Genomic DNA, 21,060 nt, shown 5'->3' with positions numbered 1-21,060 from the left:
CACTGAAGACGATAGTTCAATAAAGACAAGAAGAAGCGCTAAGGGCAGTTATGTATAGTAAAAAGACTTCAAGGTTTTATAATACAATTTTCCAAAGATGGTAGTATAATGGAGGAGAGTTGTTATTATTTCTTACCGCGTGCCTCTTCTGGCGTGCGGTATAATGATGGCTGCTGCAAGTGACACGGAGTCCACGCTAAGCCAACGGGCCCTGTCCATCGGAGGTGGCGTTAGATGAAAGATGTGGAAACAAGCGTAAGTAAAAAATACGTTTTATTATTGCTTATGCTTGCGCTGATAGTAGATTCAACATTGCTTTTAGTTAGTCTTAAACAATACTACTTAATCTTTGATACTTCTGGATGGAATGGTTTTATCGTATTTAATATAGTAGTACTAACTTTAATGTTATTAATATCAAAAAAAAGATTATATGGCTTCCTATTGTCATATTATTCTTTTTATTAATAGGTTATCGGATTGCTTTTTTATTTATGGAATGGGAATACGACTATGTGGATTCACCTAAAGGAACGGAAACTCTAATAATAAAGCACCGAGTAGCAACCTTAGGCGAAAGCCATTATTCATACGAATTTTATCAAAAGTCGTTTCCTTTTCTAATGAAAAAACTACCTGAAGAAGATGTAGGAATTACGGTTTATGATCATGATTCACATCCAAATGCTGAGAGAACATTAGGATTTGATCGTCCTGTATGGCTGAATGAAAAGGAAGTCATCTTTGAATCAAAAGATGGTCGAAAGAAGATTACACTAAACAAATAATGAACAGGGTATTAATTAAGCGTTATTTTTCATCTGCCGAAAAAAAGAATACATGACATACGTTGATAAATTGTAAGATATTTATACGGTGGTGAAACGTATCATAAGTAGAATTGCTGATCATTATGCTAACGGGAGAGGTTAGTTCAATAGAAGACAAGAGAAGGCAGCCGTTTACGAGATCGGCTGCCTTTGTTCAACTAATGGGCAGGATGGTGCCGTAAAGGACACGAAGATGGTCCGATTACCGATTAGATAATGATCTAAACAGATTTGCACAATAGTGATTTTAATGAACAGCATGAAAACCTGAAAATGGCAACAGAAACGCTGCCTGATGGAACGGCGATTTGTTACAGTTATGACGTGGTAGGTAAATCGTACGCAGAAGGTGGCAGCAGCAGTGGGCAAGAGCAAACAACAACGTACACGCATAATAACGCAAATATGATAGTTCAGACTTAACTTAAAGCTTACTGCTTGGCATAATTTAGCCCTAAGTGATGAGCTTGGTTAAGCAGCATCTCATAATGCCTGGGATTGGAATCCAAAGTCTCGTATAAAAATTCTACCTTGGAATTGGATACACCGCAATAATCTGCAATTCCCACATTGAGAAGATGCGTCATCATCTCATCATAGTTACGCTTTTTCATCTGTTCTTTCGAAACGCCCGCCAAACCAATCCACAAGACATGCTGATGATGAAGCTGGTTCGAACCGTACGCAAACCCATTGTTCCATACCCGGTCAATATAACCTTTTAGCATAGCTGGCAAATGCCACCACCAAATTGGAAAAATAAATGCCAAGGCATCATGCTCCTTCATTCGCCTTATTTCCATTTCTACCTGAGGGGAAAAGGACTGTTCCTCGGCTGACCAATCAGGTTCATCTACGCCTTTTAAAACAGGGTCAAAGCCAATCCCGTGTAAATCCAATATCTCATAGTCGTGGCCAGCCTCGGCAAGACCTTTTACAAAACGATCGGCAACCTTAAAAGTCAGGGAATCCTTTCTTGGGTGCGAAACAACGCTCAATACTCTCATGCCTGTATGTTCACTACCTTTCTTCACAGCTAACTCGTAGCCACGATCAATGGCTGATGCTATTATAAACAGTAACAAAATACTCTGGAAGTACGCACTTTCAAGTTCTATAGGATGATAGAGGTGCCATAGAAACATGGAAGTGCCCTAGAAAGATGCCCTAGAAACTTACCTGAATAACGGACTGAAATGAAAGAATCTTATGTTCCTAGCAAAAACACAGCCTTTTAACGGAGGAATAAGAGATGACTGAAAAGAGCAAAAATAACGTTCAAAAGAAGTATAAAGTTGGAGTGGAGGCGGCATTAGAAGTAATGGGGGGGAAATGGAAGCCCTTAATCATCTATCATTTGATGACTGGCCGGAAACGGACGTCTGAGCTTCGACGGTTAATACCCGACATTACTCAAAAAATGCTGACCACTCAACTAAGAGGCCTGGAAAAGGATGAGATTGTTGCAAGAAAGGTTTATAAAGAGATCCCACCTAAAGTGGAGTATGAGTTAACGGCCTACGGGTGGGGATTAAAGCCCGCGCTAGACTATTTATGCTATTGGGGAGAGGATCACCTGGAAAGGGTTTATGGTGACAAATCCAAGGTTTTGGAAGAGTTTTAAGGCTGTACACAGTAAATTTATACACTTAAAAGACCCCATAGAGTGGGATCAATCAAAACACCTTCAAGGGAATGCTTCAATAGAGACAATCTTGGAGGTGTTTTGATTTTTTCAACAAGAGTGAGCTAATCGTTGAGCAGACCAACTTATTCGGCCAGTGGATGTTAGATAGGAGTTTAGATTATTAAAACCAATATTTTGTGCATTAAGGGGTAGTACCAGCCTATTGGCTAAATGACTTTAGTCAATTTGATGTCCATCCAATGTACCCAATTCTTACCGTCGTTTGACAGCTCCCAACTACCTGTTAAGGTGTTGCTATCTTCACTAAACATTCCTGTGAATCGCTCCGATTTGCCCAAAATTGTCCAGGCGCGGTCGATTAGGTTCGCTTGGTATGCACTGAAATTGCCTTGGTTGTCATATGAGTGTGTGGTGTACTTCTGACTGGAAGCATCATAGCCAATGATCTCAATAGCCTTAACCTCTTCTTTCCCCATATGACCATCAACATGATGAATAAGAAAATGACCACCGGGCAACCATTCGTAAGTATCTATTGCTTTCAACTGATCAGCTGGCCCAGACGGACTCGCTTTAATCACACCCTCTGTATTCCATTTCCCTACGAAGACATTCAAGCGTGCCATTGCTGGATCTGGTTTAGACGAATTTTGTGAAGTAAGGGCATCATCATTCTCTGGTTCACTGATATTGTTTGTTGCCATTTTGATTCTCCTTTCATGCTATGTTTCTTATATCATAGCATGTAACAAATGTTATGATTTCTTATCAATTGCTCATTTAATTACTCAGGGATAACAAATTACCTATTAACCAGAACTGCTCTTTAGAATGCACAAAAGCGACCATTTTGTAGGAATTTCGCATAATCGTGACCACCTGCATGCCGCGTATCTTCTCCACCAAATGCCAAATTGGCGAAAAGTTTCGGCTAAACGGCCGGGGATTGTTTTACACTGCAACATAACCCAATGGCTCCTTTGGGCGCAGCACCAACCACAAACAAAGAAAGGACATGGAATAAAACGGTTGCATCTTTCGTAATTTATATATTGAACATATTGAATGAAATGTGGTGATTCGGATGAGCTCTACGGAAAGAATACCTTTATATCAGAGGGTTCAAGAGTATATACGCAACTTGATAACGTCAAAAGTACTGAAGATTGGAGACCGCATACCAACGGAAAAGGAACTCATGGAGCGTTTCGGCGTAAGCAAGATTACTGTCGTTAATGCCTTGGCTGGATTGGTTAACGAAAGAATCATAACCAGGGTGCCCGGAAAGGGGACTTTTGTAAGTGAGCCTGAATATGAAATGCCGGAAACATCTCCTAAAATTGCCGTAAAGCCTATCCATAAAACCAGTGGAGAAATGGGGACGCGGTTGATAGGCCTAATTCTGCCCAGCATTTATGACTATTTTACGATTAGACTTATACAAGGTATTCAGCAAGCGCTAAATGAAAACGGTTACCGTTGTGTTATTTATTTATCAGAGGGCAATCTTGATAAGGAAAAAGAGGCTATTAAGACATGTAGTAAAATCGGAGTGGAAGGGTTACTGATTTTCCCGGTTGACGAGGAATTATTCAACGAGGAAATATTAAGCATGAAATTTGCGGGGTTTCCGTTCGTTCTCATCGACCGTTACCTTCCTGGGGTGGAAACTCATTATATAGCATCAGACGGTAGGATTGGCGTTAATATGGCTGTAAATTATCTGTGGGAACTGGGACATCGTGAAATCGCCATATGCTCCGATTCGCCCATACAAACCGTCACCGTTCAAGAGCGGATCGATGGATATATGAATGCCTTCAAGGAAAAGGGATCACTCATAAACCCTGCCCACATCGTGACCGGTTTTGAAATCGGAAGTCTTGAGCAAGCTGAAACACATCCACTGTACCGCTATATCCAAAATCGAATGGCAACGGCCTATATTACGCTAAATGGAAGTCTTGGAGTGAAAATCTATCAGATTGCGCGTCAAGTTGGATTGAAGGTGCCTGAGGACATATCCATCATCAGTTTTGACGATCCGACTTCAATCATCGAAGGATACAGCACCTTCACACATGTTAAACAGTTTGAACGAGACATGGGCTACCGCGCGGCTTACACGCTGGTTGAGGTCATTAACAATGATGACGGGCAACAAGGAAAATACTTTAAAACCCTAGTGGAGCCGGAATTGGTGATTGGCGAGACAACGGGAAAAAACGTTTTCTCCACCTCGTGATATCAACACCCGTTTCCCCTATATAGGTAACCTAATAACGAGTCCGACGCGCTTTCTATTCAAAACCTGACAATGGAAGCGACGGTTCCCCGGGCTCTTCTACTACGTCAACTGCAACTTCCTCTCATGAAATCCTCCCATAATAAGTCCCAAATCCATAAAGAAATCCAGCAGAAGCTCTTCAAACCATTCACAGGTTGCTTTATTTCAATAAACATTTTTATCAAACAATTTCATAAGTATATATTGAATATATATGTATTTTTGCCAAGGAATAAAAACACCTGAATATGGCCGACAGCCATCGATCATGCCCCAAACGACGCATCGTACGCCCAGGGAGCAGTGCACACGATGTACAAAATAAAATTATGGAATGATTCTTACACCATATTGAATATATTTAAACTGTAGAAATGAAACCGCTTGCAATGAAGGAGGGGGAGACAGTCGCTATTTACCGTCGAAACATCGAAAATTGGCTCTGTTCCTAAGCTATCGGGAATCGATTCGTAAAAATCCGATACGACGAAGTAGGAGGTGTACGGGGAATGGTACCAAAGGGTGTGGTTATCCACGGATTTGAGCAATTAAAAAAGAACAGGAAACTAACTAAAATATGGTATTTCAGGCATATCTATTTGTTTTTGCTTCCTGCTATCATCTGGTTTCTGGTTTTTGCTTACTACCCGATGTACGGCATTATAATCGCGTTCAAAGATTACAAATTCAATCTGGGGATCATGGGGAGTTCATGGGCAGGCTTCAAATACTTCGTACAGTTTTTAAACGATTCCAAATTTTACGAAGTACTCCGAAATACGTTATCCATTAGTGCACTTAAACTTTTTTTCGGATTTCCAGCTCCGTTGATTCTAGCCTTAATGCTCAATGCCGTCATGCACAAAAGAATCAAAAGAGTGTTTCAAACGATTTCCTATCTGCCGCACTTCGTTTCGTGGGTCGTTGTCGTTACCTTACTTCAAAAAATCCTGTCTCCGAACGTAGGGCTTATCAATGACATTCGGTACCAAATGGGTTTGGATCCGATTTTTTTTATGGGAAAGCCGGAATTATTCTATCCACTGGTCATCATTTCTGACATCTGGAAAGGTATAGGCTGGGGTTCGATCATTTATTTAGCTGCGTTAACGAATATCGATCCGCACTTGTATGAAGCTGCGGAAATCGACGGGGCGGGTCGATGGAGCAAACTATTTAAGATTACGCTTCCATGCCTTGTTCCAACGATAGCCATACTGCTCATATTCTCCCTCAGCGGAATACTAAACGCGGGTTTTGACCAAATCTGGCTGATGCAGTCCCCGGCAACATTAAGCGTCTCGGAGATCTTGGACACTTATGTCCTAAAAACAGGCCTCCAACAGGGGCAACTAGCATATTCCACGGCCATTGGTTTATTCAAATCGGCGATCTCGCTGCTGCTCATTGTTGCTGTCAATAATATATCCAGGCGCGTGAGTGACGTATCGTTATGGTAATCAGCTAGCGCAAAAGATGAGGAGGTGTGTGTATGGGTGCGAGAAGGCTGACGACAGCAGATAAAATGTATATGACGCTTAACTATTCGGTGCTGCTGTTATTCTGCGCTACAGCACTATATCCATTTATCTATTTTCTAGCCCTTTCCTTCAATGACGGCTACGATGCGATGAAGGGTGGAATCTATTTTTTTCCTAGAGTTTTTACATTAGAGAACTATGCGAAAGCTTTTAGCAACTCTATAATCTTAAATTCGTTTTATATTTCCATTACACGAACGATTGTGGTAACGGTTGGCTCCGTATTTTTGACGGCCTTACTGGCATACGCCCTTTCACGGAAAGGTCTGCCCGGAAGAAAATATATCGTGTTTTTCTTTTTCTTCACCACGTTGTTCAGCGGAGGGCTTATTCCGACGTTTATCCTGTTCCGGCAATTACACATCCTGGATACGTTTTGGGTGTTGGTATTGCCCTCTCTATATAATTTTTTTAATGCGATTATTATGAAAACCTTCTTCGACGGGATCCCTGAAGCTCTGTCGGAATCGGCCCGAATCGACGGAGCAAGTGAGTTGGCGGTATTTGCAAAAATCATATTGCCTCTTTCGATGCCGGTGCTTGCTACCATTGCCTTGTTTGTCGGAGTGGGCGTGTGGAATGACTGGTTTACCGGTCAGTTTTTCATCCAGAATGAAAAACTGCAGCCTGCAGCTACGTTCCTTAATAAGATGATCAGCGAAGCTTCTTTCCAGTCGATGACGTCGGGAAATAGCGGATCTGCTATTCAAAACATGACCCAGACTCAGATGGAACTGCGAGGAGTAACGCCCGAAGCCTTGAGGATGACTTTCGTCATCATTATAACGACCCCGATTATCTGTGTGTATCCATTTCTACAGAAATATTTTGTAAAAGGCGTATTGGTAGGCTCTCTTAAGGAGTAGTTGGTATAAAAGGTAAAGCCTTTTATATAAAAACTTCCAGTGGAAGGGGATTGTAGTATGAGGAGGAACAAGCGTAGGAGTGTTCTTGTTATGACACTAATCGCTTTACTGCTTTTAGTGACCATGACGGCATGCACGGGAAAAGGCGGAGGGGAAGATGCAGGCACGGTTGACACAGGTCCGAAGGAGCAAGGTACTGAAGAAATAAAACCGGTAACCTTGACTTTTCTCAGTGCTTGGAACGGCGGCGGAGCCGGTTTCCCGCAGGACCAGGAGAATAATCCTGTAGCCCAAAAAATTAGGGAGAAAACCGGAGTAACGTTAAAACTGGAATCCATCACAACAAGCGAAGTAGAAAAACTAAACACCATATTTGCTTCCGGTACGGTTCCGGATATTGTTAACGCACCATTCTGGTCGACTACAGGAGGAGAAGGACAAGTCATCAAGAAGGCAGCCATGGAAGGACAGCTTCTGGATTTAACCCCATATCTCGATAAATACCCGAATATTAAGAGACTTGTGACTACCGGGATTGCAAAGGATTTTGCCGAGTTCGATCTCAATAGTCCCGATTTTGAAGGCAAGACTTATCTCATTCCTACGGAGACCCCGGACGGCACCCCTGAGAGCATTCATAATTGGAATTACGGTCTTTTTGCCAGGGGGGATATCCTGAAAGCTTTAAATGTAAAAGCGGAGGATATTGATACGCAAGAAGAACTATATGATCTATTGGTCAAGATCAGAGATGGAGGTTTCAAGGATATTGGCGGGAAGCCGGTCATCCCGGCAGGAACGATGTGGAATGGATGGGATTCCGGCCAGTTCCTAGCCGGGTGGTCGGATTACACGATTTCGGACTTCCATCAAGTGGATGGAAAACTGATTCACTGGACGCAATCCAAGGACCATGAAGCTAAGTTGTTATACATGAGGAAGTTATTAACGGAAGGTTTGTTTGATCTTGAAGCCTTTAACAATACGAGTACAACAGCGAATGAAAAGCTTACGACGGGTAAACTTGCCGTATTCGGAGCCCAGCCGATGTTAGATGATTTACAAAAAACGCTTTATAAGACGAATCCGGAAATGCAATATGAACTACTCGGGCCGATGAAGAATAAGAGAGGAGAAATCCGAACGCAAGTGGAAAAACCCGGCCGTTCCGGTTTCCCTGCCCTATTCTTAAGCGCTAACATCAAAGATCCTGATGCGGCATTACGTTACATTGATTATGTCAACAGCGAAGAAGGCCGATTGCTTGCGTATTTCGGGATCGAAGGAACGCACTACACCATGGAAAACGGGTTACCCCGGTGGATTCCTGATGTAAAAAAACAATTCGATGATAACCCGGATCTGAAAAGAGACGCAGGGCTCAATTATCTTCCAGGAAGATTCATCGGGGCATTCTCCAATGATATTACTTGGCCTATGCCCGAGGATCAAAAAACGAAGTGGAAAAAGTTGGAGGAGAGTCTCTCAGCAAAAATGCCTATCAAAATTATAGACAAAGTAAGCGCCAACTACCTTGCAAGAGAGTGGCCCAAATATCAGGAATTTATAAGCAAAACCAGCAGTTTGAATTTCGATGAGGAATTTAAGAGAGCGTATTTTGCGGCGTCAGATGAAGAAGCTCTAGATATGCTTCATAGTGTTCAAGAAAAATTTAGAGCTGCCGGTGTGGAGGAAATGGCGGAGTTCGTGGCTCAAAAAGCTGCAGAAAGAGATGATGTAGGGTTCTAGTGAAGGAAGTTTATCCATGATGGGATGGTGTCACTGCCATCCCAAATTACTTTGATTAAAAGATTACGGAGGGAAGACGAATGTTGAACGTTGCGATGTTAAGTAAGTGGCATGTGCATGCAGATGATTACGCAAGAAGGTTACAATCTCACGGTAACGTTAAACTCACGGCAGTCTGGGACGAACAGCCTGAACGCGGAAGCGAATGGGCTGCCCAATTGGGAACGGATTTTGAAGCGGATTTGGACACGCTGCTAGAGCGGGAAGACATCGATGGCGTCGTGGTGGATGCCCCTACAAGCATGCATGCAGACGTCATGGTAGCAGCTGCTGAGGCCGGCAAACACATCTTTACCGAAAAAGCCATGGCTCTTACCGTAGCAGAATGCGACCTTATTTCTGCAGCAGTACGCAAAGCAGGCGTCAAGTTCTGCATTTCATTTCCCGCTCTCACAAGGCCGCACCAATTGTTCGCTAAGCAGCTAGTAGATGACCATGTATTAGGAGACATCACGCTTTTGCGCATTCGTAACGGCCACGACGGTGCATTGAATAATTGGCTCCCGGATTACTGGTATGATGAGAAGCAAACAGGGGGCGGAGCCATGATGGATTTGGGCTGTCATCCGATGTACATCGCAAGTATGCTGCTCGGTAAGCCCAAAAGAATCACATCCATGTTTCATTATTTCACCAATCGTGCAGTGGAAGATAATGCGCAGTGCTCCATTGAGTTCGTAAACAACGCGGTCGCACTGGTCGAAACAAGCCTTGTTACGTACAAAACTCCTTCTGCCCTTGAGATTTATGGTACGGAGGGCACCCTGATGATCTCAGATGATACCGTTAGAGTCAGCTCGAAGAAGCTCGATGTACCTTTTTCCGGATGGATTTCACCTAATCAGCTCCCTAAAGAGCAGCCGCTTCCCATCATCCAATGGGCAGATGCATTGATTTATGACAAACCGATGCCCTTCGGATTGGAAGAGGGGACGAAATTGACGGAGCTATTGGAAGCAGCATACATCGCGCATAAGGAAAACCGAACGGTAGAGTTTAAATAACGCGGGGGAGGGAATGCGATGAGAACCGTAAAAGTAGGGATCATCGGTTGCGGAATGATTGCGAACGGCAAACATATGCCGTGTTTGTCCAAGTTAGATAACGTACAGATGGTGGCCTTCTGCGACTTGAAGCCGGAAAGAGCCGAGGAAGCCGCAGAAAAATACGGCACGCAAGGCGCTAAGGTGTTTACCAATTACAAGGATCTGCTTGCTATGGAGGAGATTGAGGTCGTACATGTGCTAACACCGAACAGCTCCCACGCGACGATTTCCATTGATGCGCTCGAGAGTGGCAAACATGTCATGTGCGAAAAACCAATGGCAGTCACAGGTGCGGAGGCCAAAGCGATGTACGAAGCCCACTTGCGAACAGGCAAGAAACTAACCGTCGGGTACCAGAATCGTTCCAACGCCAAAAGCCAGCTGTTAAAAAAGATGATCGCCGATGGGGAACTTGGAGATATCTATTTTGCAAAAGCTGTCGCTACCCGAAGACGAGGCGTACCTACATGGGGCGTGTTTCTTGATAAAGAGAAACAAGGGGGCGGTCCTATGATCGATATTGGAACCCATTCCCTTGATCTGATCCTATGGTTGATGGATAACTATGAACCGGAAAGTGTCGTCGGCAGTGTCTTCCATAAACTGAAGCATACCGAAAATGCCGCGAACGAATGGGGAGCCTGGGATCCAAACGAATTCGAGGTAGAAGATTCGGCGTTCGGGTATGTGAAATTTAAAAACGGAGCTACGGTCATCATTGAAACAAGTTGGGCCCTCAACATTGCGGAAGGTGGTGGCAACCTGCTGTGCGGAACGAAGGGAGGAGCGGATTTTGCTGAAAATGAACTGCGGATCAATGGCGAGAGGGACGGGAGCTTGTTCCTAAATAAAATTGAGGTGAATCCGAATGCACGAGAACAATTCAGGGGAGAAGAGTTGACCGATTTCGAGTATGAAGCCAAACAATGGATTCACAGTATCGTGAACGATACCGAACCCTTGGTTAAACCGAGGGAAGCGATGGTTGTTTCACAAATATTAGAAGCCGTGTATATATCCGCAGATACAGGCAAAACCGTTTATTTTGATTAGGAATAAGGACGTGCAAGAAAGAGCGCTTTTCCGTGGTAATTTCCCCTCAGGGTAGATGTTCTTGTCACGCTGGTTTCATGCGTTAAGCTAACGGGCTCAAAGGGATGCCACAGAACCTCTACCGGCTTTTTGTACAATTTAGTATAATGTGCATGAATCGGGATAAGAGGGGAGTGGAAATCATGATGAAGTTTATTGACTTGAGCGTGCCGATTAGTCCGCGCATCCGCGAGCCGCTGCCAGCGAAGATCGAATATGCAACCCATGAAGACGGGGCGCTGCAGGCGGCGGCGATACTTGGCCTCAAGCAGGAGGATTTTCCAGAGAGCAAGGCATGGGCGACGGAAACGGTGACGCTGAATACGCATTCGGGTACTCATATCGACGCGCCGTGGCATTACTGGCCGATTTCGGAAGGGAAGCAAGCAAGGACGATTGACGAACTGCCGCTCGAATGGTTTTATTCCGACGGCGTGGTGCTCGATTTCAGCGCGAAGCCGCCGGGATACGAGATTACGACGGACGACCTGATCGTCGAGCTGAAACGGATCGAGTATACGCTGAAACCTTTCGATATCGTTCTCATCCGGAGCGATGCGGACAAACGGCTGTATCACGATCATTATGCATTTCTTCATGCCGGGGTATCGGCCGATGCTACGCTGTGGCTTCTGGACCAAGGCGTCAAGGTAGTCGGTACTGACGGCTGGGGCTGGGATATTCCGCTCAACCTGCAGGCTGAAGCGTATAAAAAGCAGCCGAGGGAAGGCGTTCTGTGGGCAGCGCATTACGTCGGCAAGGACAGGGAGTATTGCCAGATTGAAAAGCTGGCCAATTTGGAGAAAATTCCGAAGCCGTTTGGCTTCAAAGTATGCTGCTTTCCGATTAATGTAGAAAAGGCAAGTGCCGGCTGGGCCCGGCCAGTCGCAATCGTGGAGGAATGAGACAAAAAAAATAAAGCGAGTATCAACGTGTTGTTGGATGTAATGTGATCTTCAAAGTCATTGAAGTAACGGGCACAATAGCTCAACCATAAAACGACGGCAGCCGGTCTAGATGATCGGCTGCCGTCGTTACGTTAACGTGCAAATTAGTTTCAAATGCCAGGTCGGGAGATAAATAGGTCACCGAATATGATATATATCCCAAAATTTGCTTAAACCTGATTAAAGCTGACAGTCAGTTTAATAAGTTGTGACCATTCAGGGGGAGTTTGTTTTTAATTACCATTTCCCTTCACTTCTACGGGATGACAACCTAAACTTGAAGTACAACAAAACCTAAACATGAAATATAACAAGGAGGATATGTGATGGTTGATGTTTTTGCTGTAGCTGACATTGTTGTCAAACATATCAAGACCCATTACCCACCATAATGTTCAGTACTACTCCAAATGAGATTATGTCAGCATGTGAGAAACTGACTGAAGATACGCTTCGCCTTATATCGGAGCGACAAAACAGACAAGAGGAAACTCGCTCCTATAAAGTCCAAATGAAGGGGTACTACGAAGAGGAACGAGGAATGATGAACAAACTATTAACGGCATGCGAAAAAGGACATTACGAAACAGCTTTCTTCGCTGCTATTGGTATACAAGATGGAGTAGCCCGAATGTTGTACGCGGCGGAAAAGGGACGTTGGCCTAGTCATGTTGACATGGGTGAGCATCGCGAGTTTTACGTCCGTTATGGGTATCCAGATCTTGTCGCGCTTTTGGATCCAACAGATTTTGAACCGTTGCGATTAGCCGTTCTGCAGCTTATTGAAAAGTTAGAAAATCACCTCAATACAGAAGGTGTATCTTTGAACCAGTTCGACTCTGTTGCTGAATTCGAGTCATTTTATAAAAACAGGTTGGATGTCATGTGAACTGATTTGTTTCTTATATTACATAAACCATTGCTTGAAGTATTTTTGATGAATTAGGTTTGAACGGCGAACAACAGGCACAAAAATGTTTCACCTTGTAAAAAAACGATTGGAGGACTTCATAATGAGCGAAATAACAGCCGAAACTTTGACACCGATCATAAGTAAAATGCTCGGTACACCAATAATCTCCACCGATTTCCAAACCAAACCATTACAAGGCGGTACAGTGGGTGATGTACAGCTTGTAACGGGCAATGCCAAAACCACTGACGCCGGGACGTTGCCTTACAAAATCGTTTTAAAAACGCAGAAGAAATGGGAACGCTACAGCGATCCCGATTCCTGGCGCAGGGAATATGATTTTTATAAATCCAATTTCAGTGCTCTGTTTTCTGAATCATTCCGTTGGCCTGAATGTTATCACGCCAAAATGAACGAAGAAGAAACCGAAACGCAGATATGGATGGAATATATCGACGGCATAGCGGGTTTAGATTTGACTGGCGATATGTATGAACGCGCAGCCGAGGAATTAGGACGGTTCCAAGGCAAGTTATATGCCGAACAGCCAATCATTTTACAGAACTTGACCAACCTGAGTAAAGTGGATTGTATGAAGAACTTCTATCTTCATTATCGGTCTTGGAATAGAGTGTACGATTATATACGCTCCGACGATTGCGAAATCCCGAAACACCTATGTAATATGCTCATCGACATTGATGAAAACGCAGACGAAATATTCAACCGTATAGAAAAGCTGCCCATCGTGCTGTGCCACAGGGATTTTTGGGTGGCAAACATATTCTATTCAGACGGTAAAACCATACTCATGGACTGGGATACCACGGGGTGGGGCTATTTAGGTGAAGATATGGCAAGTCTTATCGCGGACGAAGCCGATATTGAAAACATGGTTGAATACTACCATAGATGTATCCCGGCGTATTACAAGGGCTTTTCAGAATATGCGGATATTTCACACATTGAGGATAACTGCGTTTATGAGTTGATTCTACTGATGTTCGGATACAGGCTTGTAGAGTGGTATATGGACGCAGGATCAGAAAACAAACTCCAAGATACAGATGATGAAAGAATGCTGCACATCCAAACCCTGCAAAAAATCTTTGAGATAAGGAATGAACAATGACAATTGGAGGTATCATGAATCTAAAAGACTACGGCTTTCCGGCTCAAAATTATTCAATAGACACAGAGGGGACTTATGCAAGAGTTACCGCTGTGCATAAAGGGAGCCACAGCCTTGTTACCGAGTTTGGTGAATGCACCGCAAAACTAAAATCGAGTGTTTATTTCAACAACTGTACTGAGGAATTCCCCACTACTGGTGACTTTGTAGAAATTCAATACAATACAGAGGGTGAAAGCCTTATTATAAAAACGTTAAAACGCAAATCCAAATTTGCGAGAAATGACTTATCCGGTCATGGGTCTGAATATGTCAAAACCATTAAAGAGCAAACGGTTGCTGCTAATTTCGACTATGTATTCATCATGCAATCCCTTAATCACGATTTGAATCTAAAGCGATTAGAACGCTATTTAACTCTATCATGGCAGTCGGGCGCAGTGCCTGTTGTGGTGCTGACGAAATCAGATTTAATAGAAGACTACTCTGCACAACTTACTTCAGTCAAACAAATTGCGATTGGCGTGGATGTTCACGCGATCAGTGCAAAAACGGGCTATGGCATTGACGGACTTGCAGACTATTTTAAAAAAGGAAAGACCGTTGTTTTTCTCGGATCGTCGGGTGCGGGAAAATCCAGTCTTGTCAATGCTTTGGCAGGCCAGAAGGTGATGTCTGTCAAAGAAATTCGAGAAGATGATAGCAAAGGAAGACACACCACCACGCATCGTCAGCTGATTAGATTGGACAGCGGCGTGATGGTTATTGATACCCCTGGCATGCGTGAGCTTGGTATGTGGAATGTTTCTGAAGGCTTGAGAGAGAGCTTTTCTGATGTAAAACAGTTTTTAGGACGATGCAAATTTTCAGATTGTAAGCACCAAAGCGAGCCTGGTTGTGCGATAAGAATGGCGATTGAGGACGGATACCTTGCCTATGAACGGTGGGAAAGTTATCTAACTCTTAAAAAGGAAGCTGCGTTTGTTGATGATAAAGCTACTTATTTACGCAGTAAAGACCATCGGCAAGTAACGATGAAAGTATGGGAAAGGCAGAAGAGTAAGGAGACTCGTCGTACTAACGACAAACATTGATTTTACTGATAAGCAATACGAACCAAGTGAGAAAAAAGAGAGGGCCATCCCACAAAAGGATGGCCCTAAAATTTTACAGATACAGTCAGGCGGAGACCCCTATCACAAATAACATTATTGGATTAGGGCAATGCAGAAGTAAGAACGGTACCTCATTGAGATATTATTTGGCTGATACGGTGTCAAATCCTTGACGGCGGGTAACCAGTATTTCCGGAAGTTTATACATCAAACTGGGTACGGTATCGACCTAGTGCAAACTCAATGCCTCCCATTACCAGTCCAATGAGCCAAGGGATCAAATAGTACATCAAACGAAATAATACAAGAACCGCAGCGTTTGTTTCAGGAGGGTATCCAAGGGCCTGAAGACCAAGCAGGGTAATGAGATCAAAACCGCCAATGCCGCCAGGTGTCATACTGACAAGACCAGTCGCTACGGCGACGGTATAAATGCCTAATGCCGTTCGAAGAGGAAATTCCGGAAGTAGAGTCGCCGCAATCGCCCAGAAGGCAACGCCTGCTAATAGCCACTCCACGACAGAGACACCTACAGCTGCAACGATTATGGACAGATTCATCTGGGGCAGATTGCGGTTCAGCCATTTGCTATAGAAGGGAGTCCGCTGAAAGAGCAGGTACCCCGGCAGATAAAGCGCGATCGCCCAGACGGCATACAAGGTCCAGCGATGAGATTGAATCACCGCATCGATCGGAAACAGCCCGGTCAAATCCCCCCAAGCCAGCAGCGAAACTCCCGTAATTGTAATAGTAGCCAGAAAGGCAATACAAGCTGTTATGGTTGGTATCGAAACTCCTCGCCCTCGGTATAGAAAGGTACGAAGCGCGGCACCAACGATCCCGGCAAATCCTATAACATTGTTTGACGTGTTAGCAATCCATGCATAGCGGAAAGTCGCCCAAATCCCGAGAGGAAGCTTGAAATGATGCCGAAGCAAAAACTCATAGACGCTAACCGATGCGACTGCGACTAGGGATAGAGACAATAGAAGGAAGATTCGTGTAGGGTCAAGATGCTTAAGGATATCCAGCGTGGCAGCCCAGTCAATCCGGCCCAGCTCAGACTTTCCCGCCCAAACAATCATTCCGAGGATGATCATAGGAATCAAGATCTTCACAATTTTCATGCGATATAATGTTGAGATGAGTTTTAATTTCCCCAATCGTGCAAACTGCTTTTTCACCTTTGCCATTTGCATTCTTCCCCTTACGTTTATCGTATATCTAGTATGCCCATAAGGACTCTCATTTAAAATCCGAAGCTAAGTATCAATTATCAATTCATACTTTTCTTTTAAAGCAAATGGGGTACACCGAAACTTAACTAAGGTCATCACGCTATTTGAATAGCCGCTTTTAAGCAGCGTTTTTCTGGTTTTTAAATTTGCTGATACGATTCCCCTAAAACAGTATCATTTTTTGACATAATTTAAAGTTATTATTTACCCATCAAGCGAAATGACAAATCATTGAAAACTCTAAGAAAGGAAGGGATTGAATATGGCAAATTATACGCTAGAGGAAAAAGACAGCTTTATCGTTTTAGGAATTGGAACGGGACTCGTTTTTGTAATTAATAGAAATGAGGAGGGAAACAAATGAGTAAGATGATCGGTGTGGAAACGACCATGAAAGTAAATACCCAGCCCCACGGAAAAATGGTTGCTTATTGGTCAGTCACATTACTACTCGCAGCAGCTATTATGCTAAGTGGTATCGGACAACTGATGCAATTTGGAGGCAACCTCGATTTAGTTACGAATCTGGGCTACCCATTATACATATTGACTATTCTCGGGATATGGAAAGTGCTTGGAGCCATCACTCTCGTCGTGCCAGGTTTACCTCGACTTAAAGAATGGGTTCACGCAGGAATCTTCTTTTTGATGACGGGTGCGGCATTGTCTCATGCATTTGCTAACGATTATGGTGATTACGGTTTTAATCTTATCCTTCCGCTTTCATATGCTGCACTAAATATCTTTTCGTGGGCTCTACGACCGGCAAAGAGCCGCTTACACTAAAATACAATTGCAACATTTTGAATATTGCGATGTTACCACATGGTTGAATCAGTGGTCATGTCAGTCCTTCGGTAGAAAACCGGGGGGCTCTTTTTTGTTTCCAAAAAAGCAGGCAGCAAGGCGCTCTATTCTTATCATAGACGTAAATAGGGCTGGCGCTGCGGGCGTCGTTCCTTTATGAAAAAGCTGGGCGAGGCTAACGCAAGCGTCGGGGTCTCTTACTAGGAACTTAGTTGCATTTCGACGATTGATGACAAATGTTGCTTTTTAAAAAGATAAATTTTGGGTAACTGATTCAAAGTGGTCTTTATTATTGTATCCACAATATCACAATTGGAGGGATCATATTGCCAGGACTGAAATTGGGAAAGAACAGCAAGCCGGCCCGGTCAGAACAACCGGATGAATCCCGGCGGAATTTTTTGAAAGCCTCGGGTATGACGCTGGGCGGTCTGATCGTTGGCAGCGTGTTCGGGGGTGTCCTGACGGACAATCTTGAGAAAAACAACTCCCCCGCACCGGCCAGCAGCAAGCCGGAAGCTTCGTTGCAGGATGCGCTAATGTTCTTTAATCAGGAGCAGTTTAAAATGACCGAAGCGGCGGTCGAACGGATTTATCCCGAAGATGAGAACGGCCCTGGAGCCAAGGCGCTGGGCGTAGCCTTTTTTATTGATCATCAGCTTGCAGGTCCTTGGGGATATAATGCGCGGGACTATATGATGGGTCCTTTTGTCCAAGCCCAGGCAACGCAGGGAGAGCAGTCGCGCCTGAAACGCAACGAAATGTTCACGTTGGGTCTGGAGGGACTTAAGAGTTACTGCCAGCAAAAATATAAAAAGGTTTTTACGGAACTTGAGGTTCAGCAGCAGGATGAAGTGCTGACCGCCATGGAAAAGGAGGATAAATTTCCCATGCGTGGGGTGACGAGCAGCAGTTTCTTCAAGATGCTGAGAAATTTGACGATCGAAGGGGTCTACGCGGATCCGCTCTATGGCGGCAACCGGAATATGAACGGGTGGAAGATGCGGAATTTTCCGGGCAACCAGATGAGTTATGCCCAGCAGATTACGAAGGAAGGGCTGGTTCAGATGAAGCCGAAGAGCCTGCAGGCTCACATGAGCGAATAAATTTCACAGATATAAGGGGACATCAGACGTGGGCAAATTACCTAAAGTACCAGTGGTTATTGTTGGAATGGGTTGGGTCGGCGGCATTATTGCGGCCGAACTGACCAAAGCGGGCATCCAGGTAGTCGGATTGGAGCGCGGAAAGAGCCGAAGCACAGAGGATTATTTCATGGATCATGACGAGCTCCGGTACGCGCGGCGTTTTGAACTGATGCAGGATCTATCCAAGGAAACGATCACCTTCCGCAATTCGGAGTCAATGAGGGCGCTGCCGATGCGCAGCTATGGCTCCTTTCTGCTGGGAGACGGGCTCGGCGGTGCCGGATCGCACTGGAACGGGCAGACGCACCGTTTCCTGCCGTATGACTTTGAAATCTACAACCAGACGGTGGAACGGTATGGAAAAGGCAAAATTCCCGAGGGCATGCAGCTGCAGGACTGGGGAATTACGTATGACGAAATCGAACCGTACTACGACAAGTTTGAGCAGGTAGCCGGCATTTCGGGGGAATCGGAAGCCAATCCGATGCTTGGCAAACGGTCCAATCCGTTTCCGACCCCGCCGATGAAGAAAACGCCGATTTTGCAGCGGTTCGAAGAGGCGTCGAAGAAACTCGGATACCATCCGTACATGATCCCTTCGGCAAACCTGAGCGAGAACTACAAAAATCCCGACGGCATATCCCGGGCAGCCTGCCAGTACTGCGGATTTTGTGAGCGGTTCGGCTGCGAGTACGGTGCCAAGGCGGATCCTGTCGTTACCGTCATTCCGACGGCGATGGCCACCGGCAAGCTGGAGGTGCGCACCTTCTCGAACGTGACCGAAATTCTCCATGACGGCAAAAAAGCGACCGGCGTGGTGTACATCAACACAGTGACCGGGGAAGAGGTGACCCAGCCGGCGGACGTGGTCGTTCTCGGCAGCTTCATGCTGAACAATGCGCGCCTGCTGTTGAACTCCAAGCTCGGGACGCCTTACAACCGGAAGACCGGACGGGGGACCATCGGCCGAAATTATGCGTATCAGGTCAACTCCGGACATGCGGTCGGCTTTTACGATGACGAAGAGTTCAGCACGTTCATGGGCGCCGGGGCGCTCGGGATGGAGTTCGACGACTTCAACGGGGATAATTTCGACCATTCCGATTTGAAGTTTCTGCACGGGGCTGGAATCCGGATCAGCCAGAACGGCCTACGTCCGATCGAGAACAATCCGGCGCCGCAGGGTACGCCGACCTGGGGCAAGAAGTGGAAGGAGACCACACTTAAGTATGCCAACCGGGTGCTGACTGTGGCGACGCAAGGGGCTAGCCTGCCCTGGAAGCACCATTACCTGGATCTGGATCCGACTTATAAGGACATTTACGGCAAACCGCTGCTGCGGATTACGTTTGATTTCGAAGATCAGGACCGAGAGCTGACGAAGTTTCTGGCAGCCAAGGCGGGCGAGGTTATGAAGGAAATGGGGCCTTCCCATGTGGAGATCAAGGACAAGCTGGACCCGTATAATATCGTTCCTTACCAGTCCACCCACAATACCGGAGGTGTCATTATGGGAGCGGACCCGGAAACGTCGGCCGTGAACAGTTACCTGCAGATGTGGGAAGCGGAAAATGTGTTTGTGGTGGGTGCTTCGGCATTCCCGCATAATAGTGGATACAATCCGACCGATACCGTCGGCGCGCTCTCCTACAGGGCGGCGGAAGGGATCCAGAAATATTTGAAACAGGGAGGCATGCTTGTCTGAACGGGCAAGGCCTTCCATGCTTATGCGATTAACATGCTACTTCATGAGACTTCATGGGAAGGGAGGGATCGGCTATGCTTTCGACGATTGGAATACCGGGGCTGCTGCTGTTGCTGCTGCTCGCCCTGCTGCTGTTCGGACCGTCCAAGCTGCCTCAGCTTGGCAGGGCGGTGGGAGCGACACTTCACGAATTCCGCAGCTCCGCTCGTCATCTGACGGAAGAGGACGAAGAGAAGCAGGACGCAGGGCGCCGCCAGGAAGATCACTAGGAATGGTTTGTTTGGTTCGAAGATGGCAACTTAATTATTTTATCTGGAGGGATTTGACATGAAAAAATGGATGTTGATTGGACTTACCTTGCTGCTGGTTGTGGTGCTGAGCGCATGCGGAGGCGGCGGCAGCTCGTCGGACGAGTCCTCGTCTTCAGGCGGATCGGATGGTGTAAAAGAAATTAAGGTGACGGCGTCAAACTTTAAGTTCGAGCCTACCGAGATTAAAGTCAAAAAGGGCGAAAAAGTCAAAATTACGCTGGAGAACAAAGATGGAAATCACGGCCTGGCCATTCCCGATTTCAACGTTGACCTGCAGCAGCCTGGCTCGGCCGAATTTACCGCCGATCAAGTTGGTGAGCATGAATTCCACTGCTCCGTCATGTGCGGAGCCGGTCACAGCGATATGAAGGGGACCTTGATTGTTGAATAAATATGTATGTGGTTGAGACCGCCGGATTGCCGCCTGGATGACTGCGGGAGGCAGATCAAGAAAGCGTTGACCAGCCGGACCGTAAAGGTTCGCGCTGGCGGCGCTTTTTTTGCATATTGTGAATTCAGCAATCTATGAGAATTGTCTGAATCGATGACATGATAGTTTTTAGGAAGAGATAATAAATGAATATATCTATAGTCGACATATCATCGTTGTCTTCTTTTCAAATAT

23 protein-coding genes are annotated in these 21,060 nt (G+C 45.3%); 20 read left to right on the top strand and 3 right to left on the bottom strand.

Annotation, left to right across the window (positions count from 1 at the left end):
* Window positions 1-234 precede the first annotated feature (234 nt).
* From ACOZB4_RS02890 to ACOZB4_RS02880, 3 genes are all read left to right on the top strand, one after another.
* Window positions 235-468: a hypothetical protein gene (locus ACOZB4_RS02890; protein WP_379406118.1), complete on the top strand. Its 234-nt coding sequence runs from the start codon at window positions 235-237 to the stop codon at window positions 466-468.
* 26 nt (window positions 469-494) lie between these two features.
* Entirely contained in the window at window positions 495-788 is a 294-nt protein-coding gene (locus ACOZB4_RS02885) for a hypothetical protein (RefSeq protein WP_379406119.1), read from the top strand.
* A 315-nt stretch (window positions 789-1,103) separates the two neighbouring features.
* Entirely contained in the window at window positions 1,104-1,253 is a 150-nt protein-coding gene (locus ACOZB4_RS02880) for a hypothetical protein (RefSeq protein WP_379406120.1), read from the top strand.
* An 8-nt stretch (window positions 1,254-1,261) separates the two neighbouring features.
* Here the strand turns inward: ACOZB4_RS02880 and ACOZB4_RS02875 are convergent, their stop codons facing one another.
* The gene (locus ACOZB4_RS02875; RefSeq protein WP_339273539.1) at window positions 1,262-1,837 is read right to left on the bottom strand and encodes an NAD(P)H oxidoreductase; all 576 of its coding nucleotides are present in this window, start codon (window positions 1,835-1,837) and stop codon (window positions 1,262-1,264) included.
* 245 nt (window positions 1,838-2,082) lie between these two features.
* On the opposite strand from ACOZB4_RS02875, the gene ACOZB4_RS02870 reads away from it, so the two are divergent.
* The gene (locus ACOZB4_RS02870) at window positions 2,083-2,454 is read left to right on the top strand and encodes a winged helix-turn-helix transcriptional regulator (protein ID WP_215157267.1); all 372 of its coding nucleotides are present in this window, start codon (window positions 2,083-2,085) and stop codon (window positions 2,452-2,454) included.
* Between the two features lie 230 nt (window positions 2,455-2,684).
* Here ACOZB4_RS02870 and ACOZB4_RS02865 read toward each other — a convergent pair whose 3' ends face one another.
* The gene (locus ACOZB4_RS02865; protein WP_379406121.1) at window positions 2,685-3,182 is read right to left on the bottom strand and encodes a DUF1579 family protein; all 498 of its coding nucleotides are present in this window, start codon (window positions 3,180-3,182) and stop codon (window positions 2,685-2,687) included.
* A 380-nt stretch (window positions 3,183-3,562) separates the two neighbouring features.
* On the opposite strand from ACOZB4_RS02865, the gene ACOZB4_RS02860 reads away from it, so the two are divergent.
* From ACOZB4_RS02860 to rsgA, 10 genes are all read left to right on the top strand, one after another.
* On the top strand, window positions 3,563-4,723 hold the full coding sequence (locus ACOZB4_RS02860; RefSeq protein ID WP_379406122.1) for a GntR family transcriptional regulator: 1,161 nt from the start codon (window positions 3,563-3,565) through the stop codon (window positions 4,721-4,723).
* Between the two features lie 551 nt (window positions 4,724-5,274).
* Window positions 5,275-6,225 (top strand): ABC transporter permease, encoded by a 951-nt coding sequence (locus ACOZB4_RS02855; protein WP_379406123.1) that lies wholly within the window; start codon window positions 5,275-5,277, stop codon window positions 6,223-6,225.
* A gap of 32 nt (window positions 6,226-6,257) precedes the next feature.
* Window positions 6,258-7,172, top strand: coding sequence for a carbohydrate ABC transporter permease (locus ACOZB4_RS02850; RefSeq protein WP_379406124.1), 915 nt, complete (start codon window positions 6,258-6,260; stop codon window positions 7,170-7,172).
* Window positions 7,173-7,262: 90 nt separating this feature from the next.
* Window positions 7,263-8,921 carry an extracellular solute-binding protein gene (locus tag ACOZB4_RS02845; protein ID WP_379406125.1) on the top strand — a complete coding sequence of 553 codons (1,659 nt, stop codon included), beginning with the start codon at window positions 7,263-7,265 and terminating at the stop codon, window positions 8,919-8,921.
* Window positions 8,922-9,016: 95 nt separating this feature from the next.
* Complete coding sequence (locus tag ACOZB4_RS02840; RefSeq protein WP_379406126.1) at window positions 9,017-9,985, top strand: Gfo/Idh/MocA family protein; 969 nt, start codon at window positions 9,017-9,019, stop codon at window positions 9,983-9,985.
* An 18-nt stretch (window positions 9,986-10,003) separates the two neighbouring features.
* Window positions 10,004-11,080, top strand: coding sequence for a Gfo/Idh/MocA family protein (locus ACOZB4_RS02835; protein WP_379406127.1), 1,077 nt, complete (start codon window positions 10,004-10,006; stop codon window positions 11,078-11,080).
* A gap of 185 nt (window positions 11,081-11,265) precedes the next feature.
* Window positions 11,266-12,024, top strand: a complete 759-nt coding sequence (locus ACOZB4_RS02830; protein ID WP_379406163.1) for a cyclase family protein — start codon at window positions 11,266-11,268, stop codon at window positions 12,022-12,024.
* A gap of 583 nt (window positions 12,025-12,607) precedes the next feature.
* Entirely contained in the window at window positions 12,608-12,955 is a 348-nt protein-coding gene (locus ACOZB4_RS02825; RefSeq protein ID WP_379406128.1) for a hypothetical protein, read from the top strand.
* 124 nt (window positions 12,956-13,079) lie between these two features.
* A complete protein-coding gene (locus tag ACOZB4_RS02820) occupies window positions 13,080-14,111 on the top strand; it encodes a phosphotransferase (protein ID WP_379406129.1) in 1,032 nt (343 codons plus the stop codon).
* A gap of 14 nt (window positions 14,112-14,125) precedes the next feature.
* Window positions 14,126-15,205 (top strand): ribosome small subunit-dependent GTPase A, encoded by a 1,080-nt coding sequence (gene rsgA, locus ACOZB4_RS02815; protein WP_379406130.1) that lies wholly within the window; start codon window positions 14,126-14,128, stop codon window positions 15,203-15,205.
* 221 nt (window positions 15,206-15,426) lie between these two features.
* Here the strand turns inward: rsgA and ACOZB4_RS02810 are convergent, their stop codons facing one another.
* Window positions 15,427-16,419 (bottom strand): lysylphosphatidylglycerol synthase domain-containing protein, encoded by a 993-nt coding sequence (locus ACOZB4_RS02810; protein WP_076321418.1) that lies wholly within the window; start codon window positions 16,417-16,419, stop codon window positions 15,427-15,429.
* 405 nt (window positions 16,420-16,824) lie between these two features.
* On the opposite strand from ACOZB4_RS02810, the gene ACOZB4_RS02805 reads away from it, so the two are divergent.
* The 6 genes from ACOZB4_RS02805 to ACOZB4_RS02780 all read left to right on the top strand — a co-directional run bounded on the left by ACOZB4_RS02805 (window position 16,825) and on the right by ACOZB4_RS02780 (window position 20,964).
* The gene (locus tag ACOZB4_RS02805) at window positions 16,825-17,250 is read left to right on the top strand and encodes a DoxX family protein (protein WP_076321417.1); all 426 of its coding nucleotides are present in this window, start codon (window positions 16,825-16,827) and stop codon (window positions 17,248-17,250) included.
* 347 nt (window positions 17,251-17,597) lie between these two features.
* The gene (locus tag ACOZB4_RS02800) at window positions 17,598-18,377 is read left to right on the top strand and encodes a gluconate 2-dehydrogenase subunit 3 family protein (protein WP_379406131.1); all 780 of its coding nucleotides are present in this window, start codon (window positions 17,598-17,600) and stop codon (window positions 18,375-18,377) included.
* A gap of 67 nt (window positions 18,378-18,444) precedes the next feature.
* On the top strand, window positions 18,445-20,124 hold the full coding sequence (locus ACOZB4_RS02795; RefSeq protein ID WP_422759476.1) for a GMC family oxidoreductase: 1,680 nt from the start codon (window positions 18,445-18,447) through the stop codon (window positions 20,122-20,124).
* A 74-nt stretch (window positions 20,125-20,198) separates the two neighbouring features.
* Complete coding sequence (gene tatA, locus ACOZB4_RS02790) at window positions 20,199-20,393, top strand: twin-arginine translocase TatA/TatE family subunit (RefSeq protein ID WP_379406132.1); 195 nt, start codon at window positions 20,199-20,201, stop codon at window positions 20,391-20,393.
* 58 nt (window positions 20,394-20,451) lie between these two features.
* Window positions 20,452-20,826 carry a cupredoxin domain-containing protein gene (locus tag ACOZB4_RS02785; RefSeq protein ID WP_422759465.1) on the top strand — a complete coding sequence of 125 codons (375 nt, stop codon included), beginning with the start codon at window positions 20,452-20,454 and terminating at the stop codon, window positions 20,824-20,826.
* A gap of 6 nt (window positions 20,827-20,832) precedes the next feature.
* Window positions 20,833-20,964, top strand: coding sequence for a hypothetical protein (locus ACOZB4_RS02780; RefSeq protein ID WP_379406134.1), 132 nt, complete (start codon window positions 20,833-20,835; stop codon window positions 20,962-20,964).
* Window positions 20,965-21,060: the final 96 nt, after the last annotated feature.

The sequence above is a fragment of the Paenibacillus sp. NPDC058898 genome (assembly GCF_049316025.1).
In the GTDB taxonomy this organism is placed as follows: domain Bacteria; phylum Bacillota; class Bacilli; order Paenibacillales; family Paenibacillaceae; genus Paenibacillus_AQ.
Note: the sequence above shows the minus strand (reverse complement) of the source record. Positions and strands in the feature narration are given on the sequence as shown.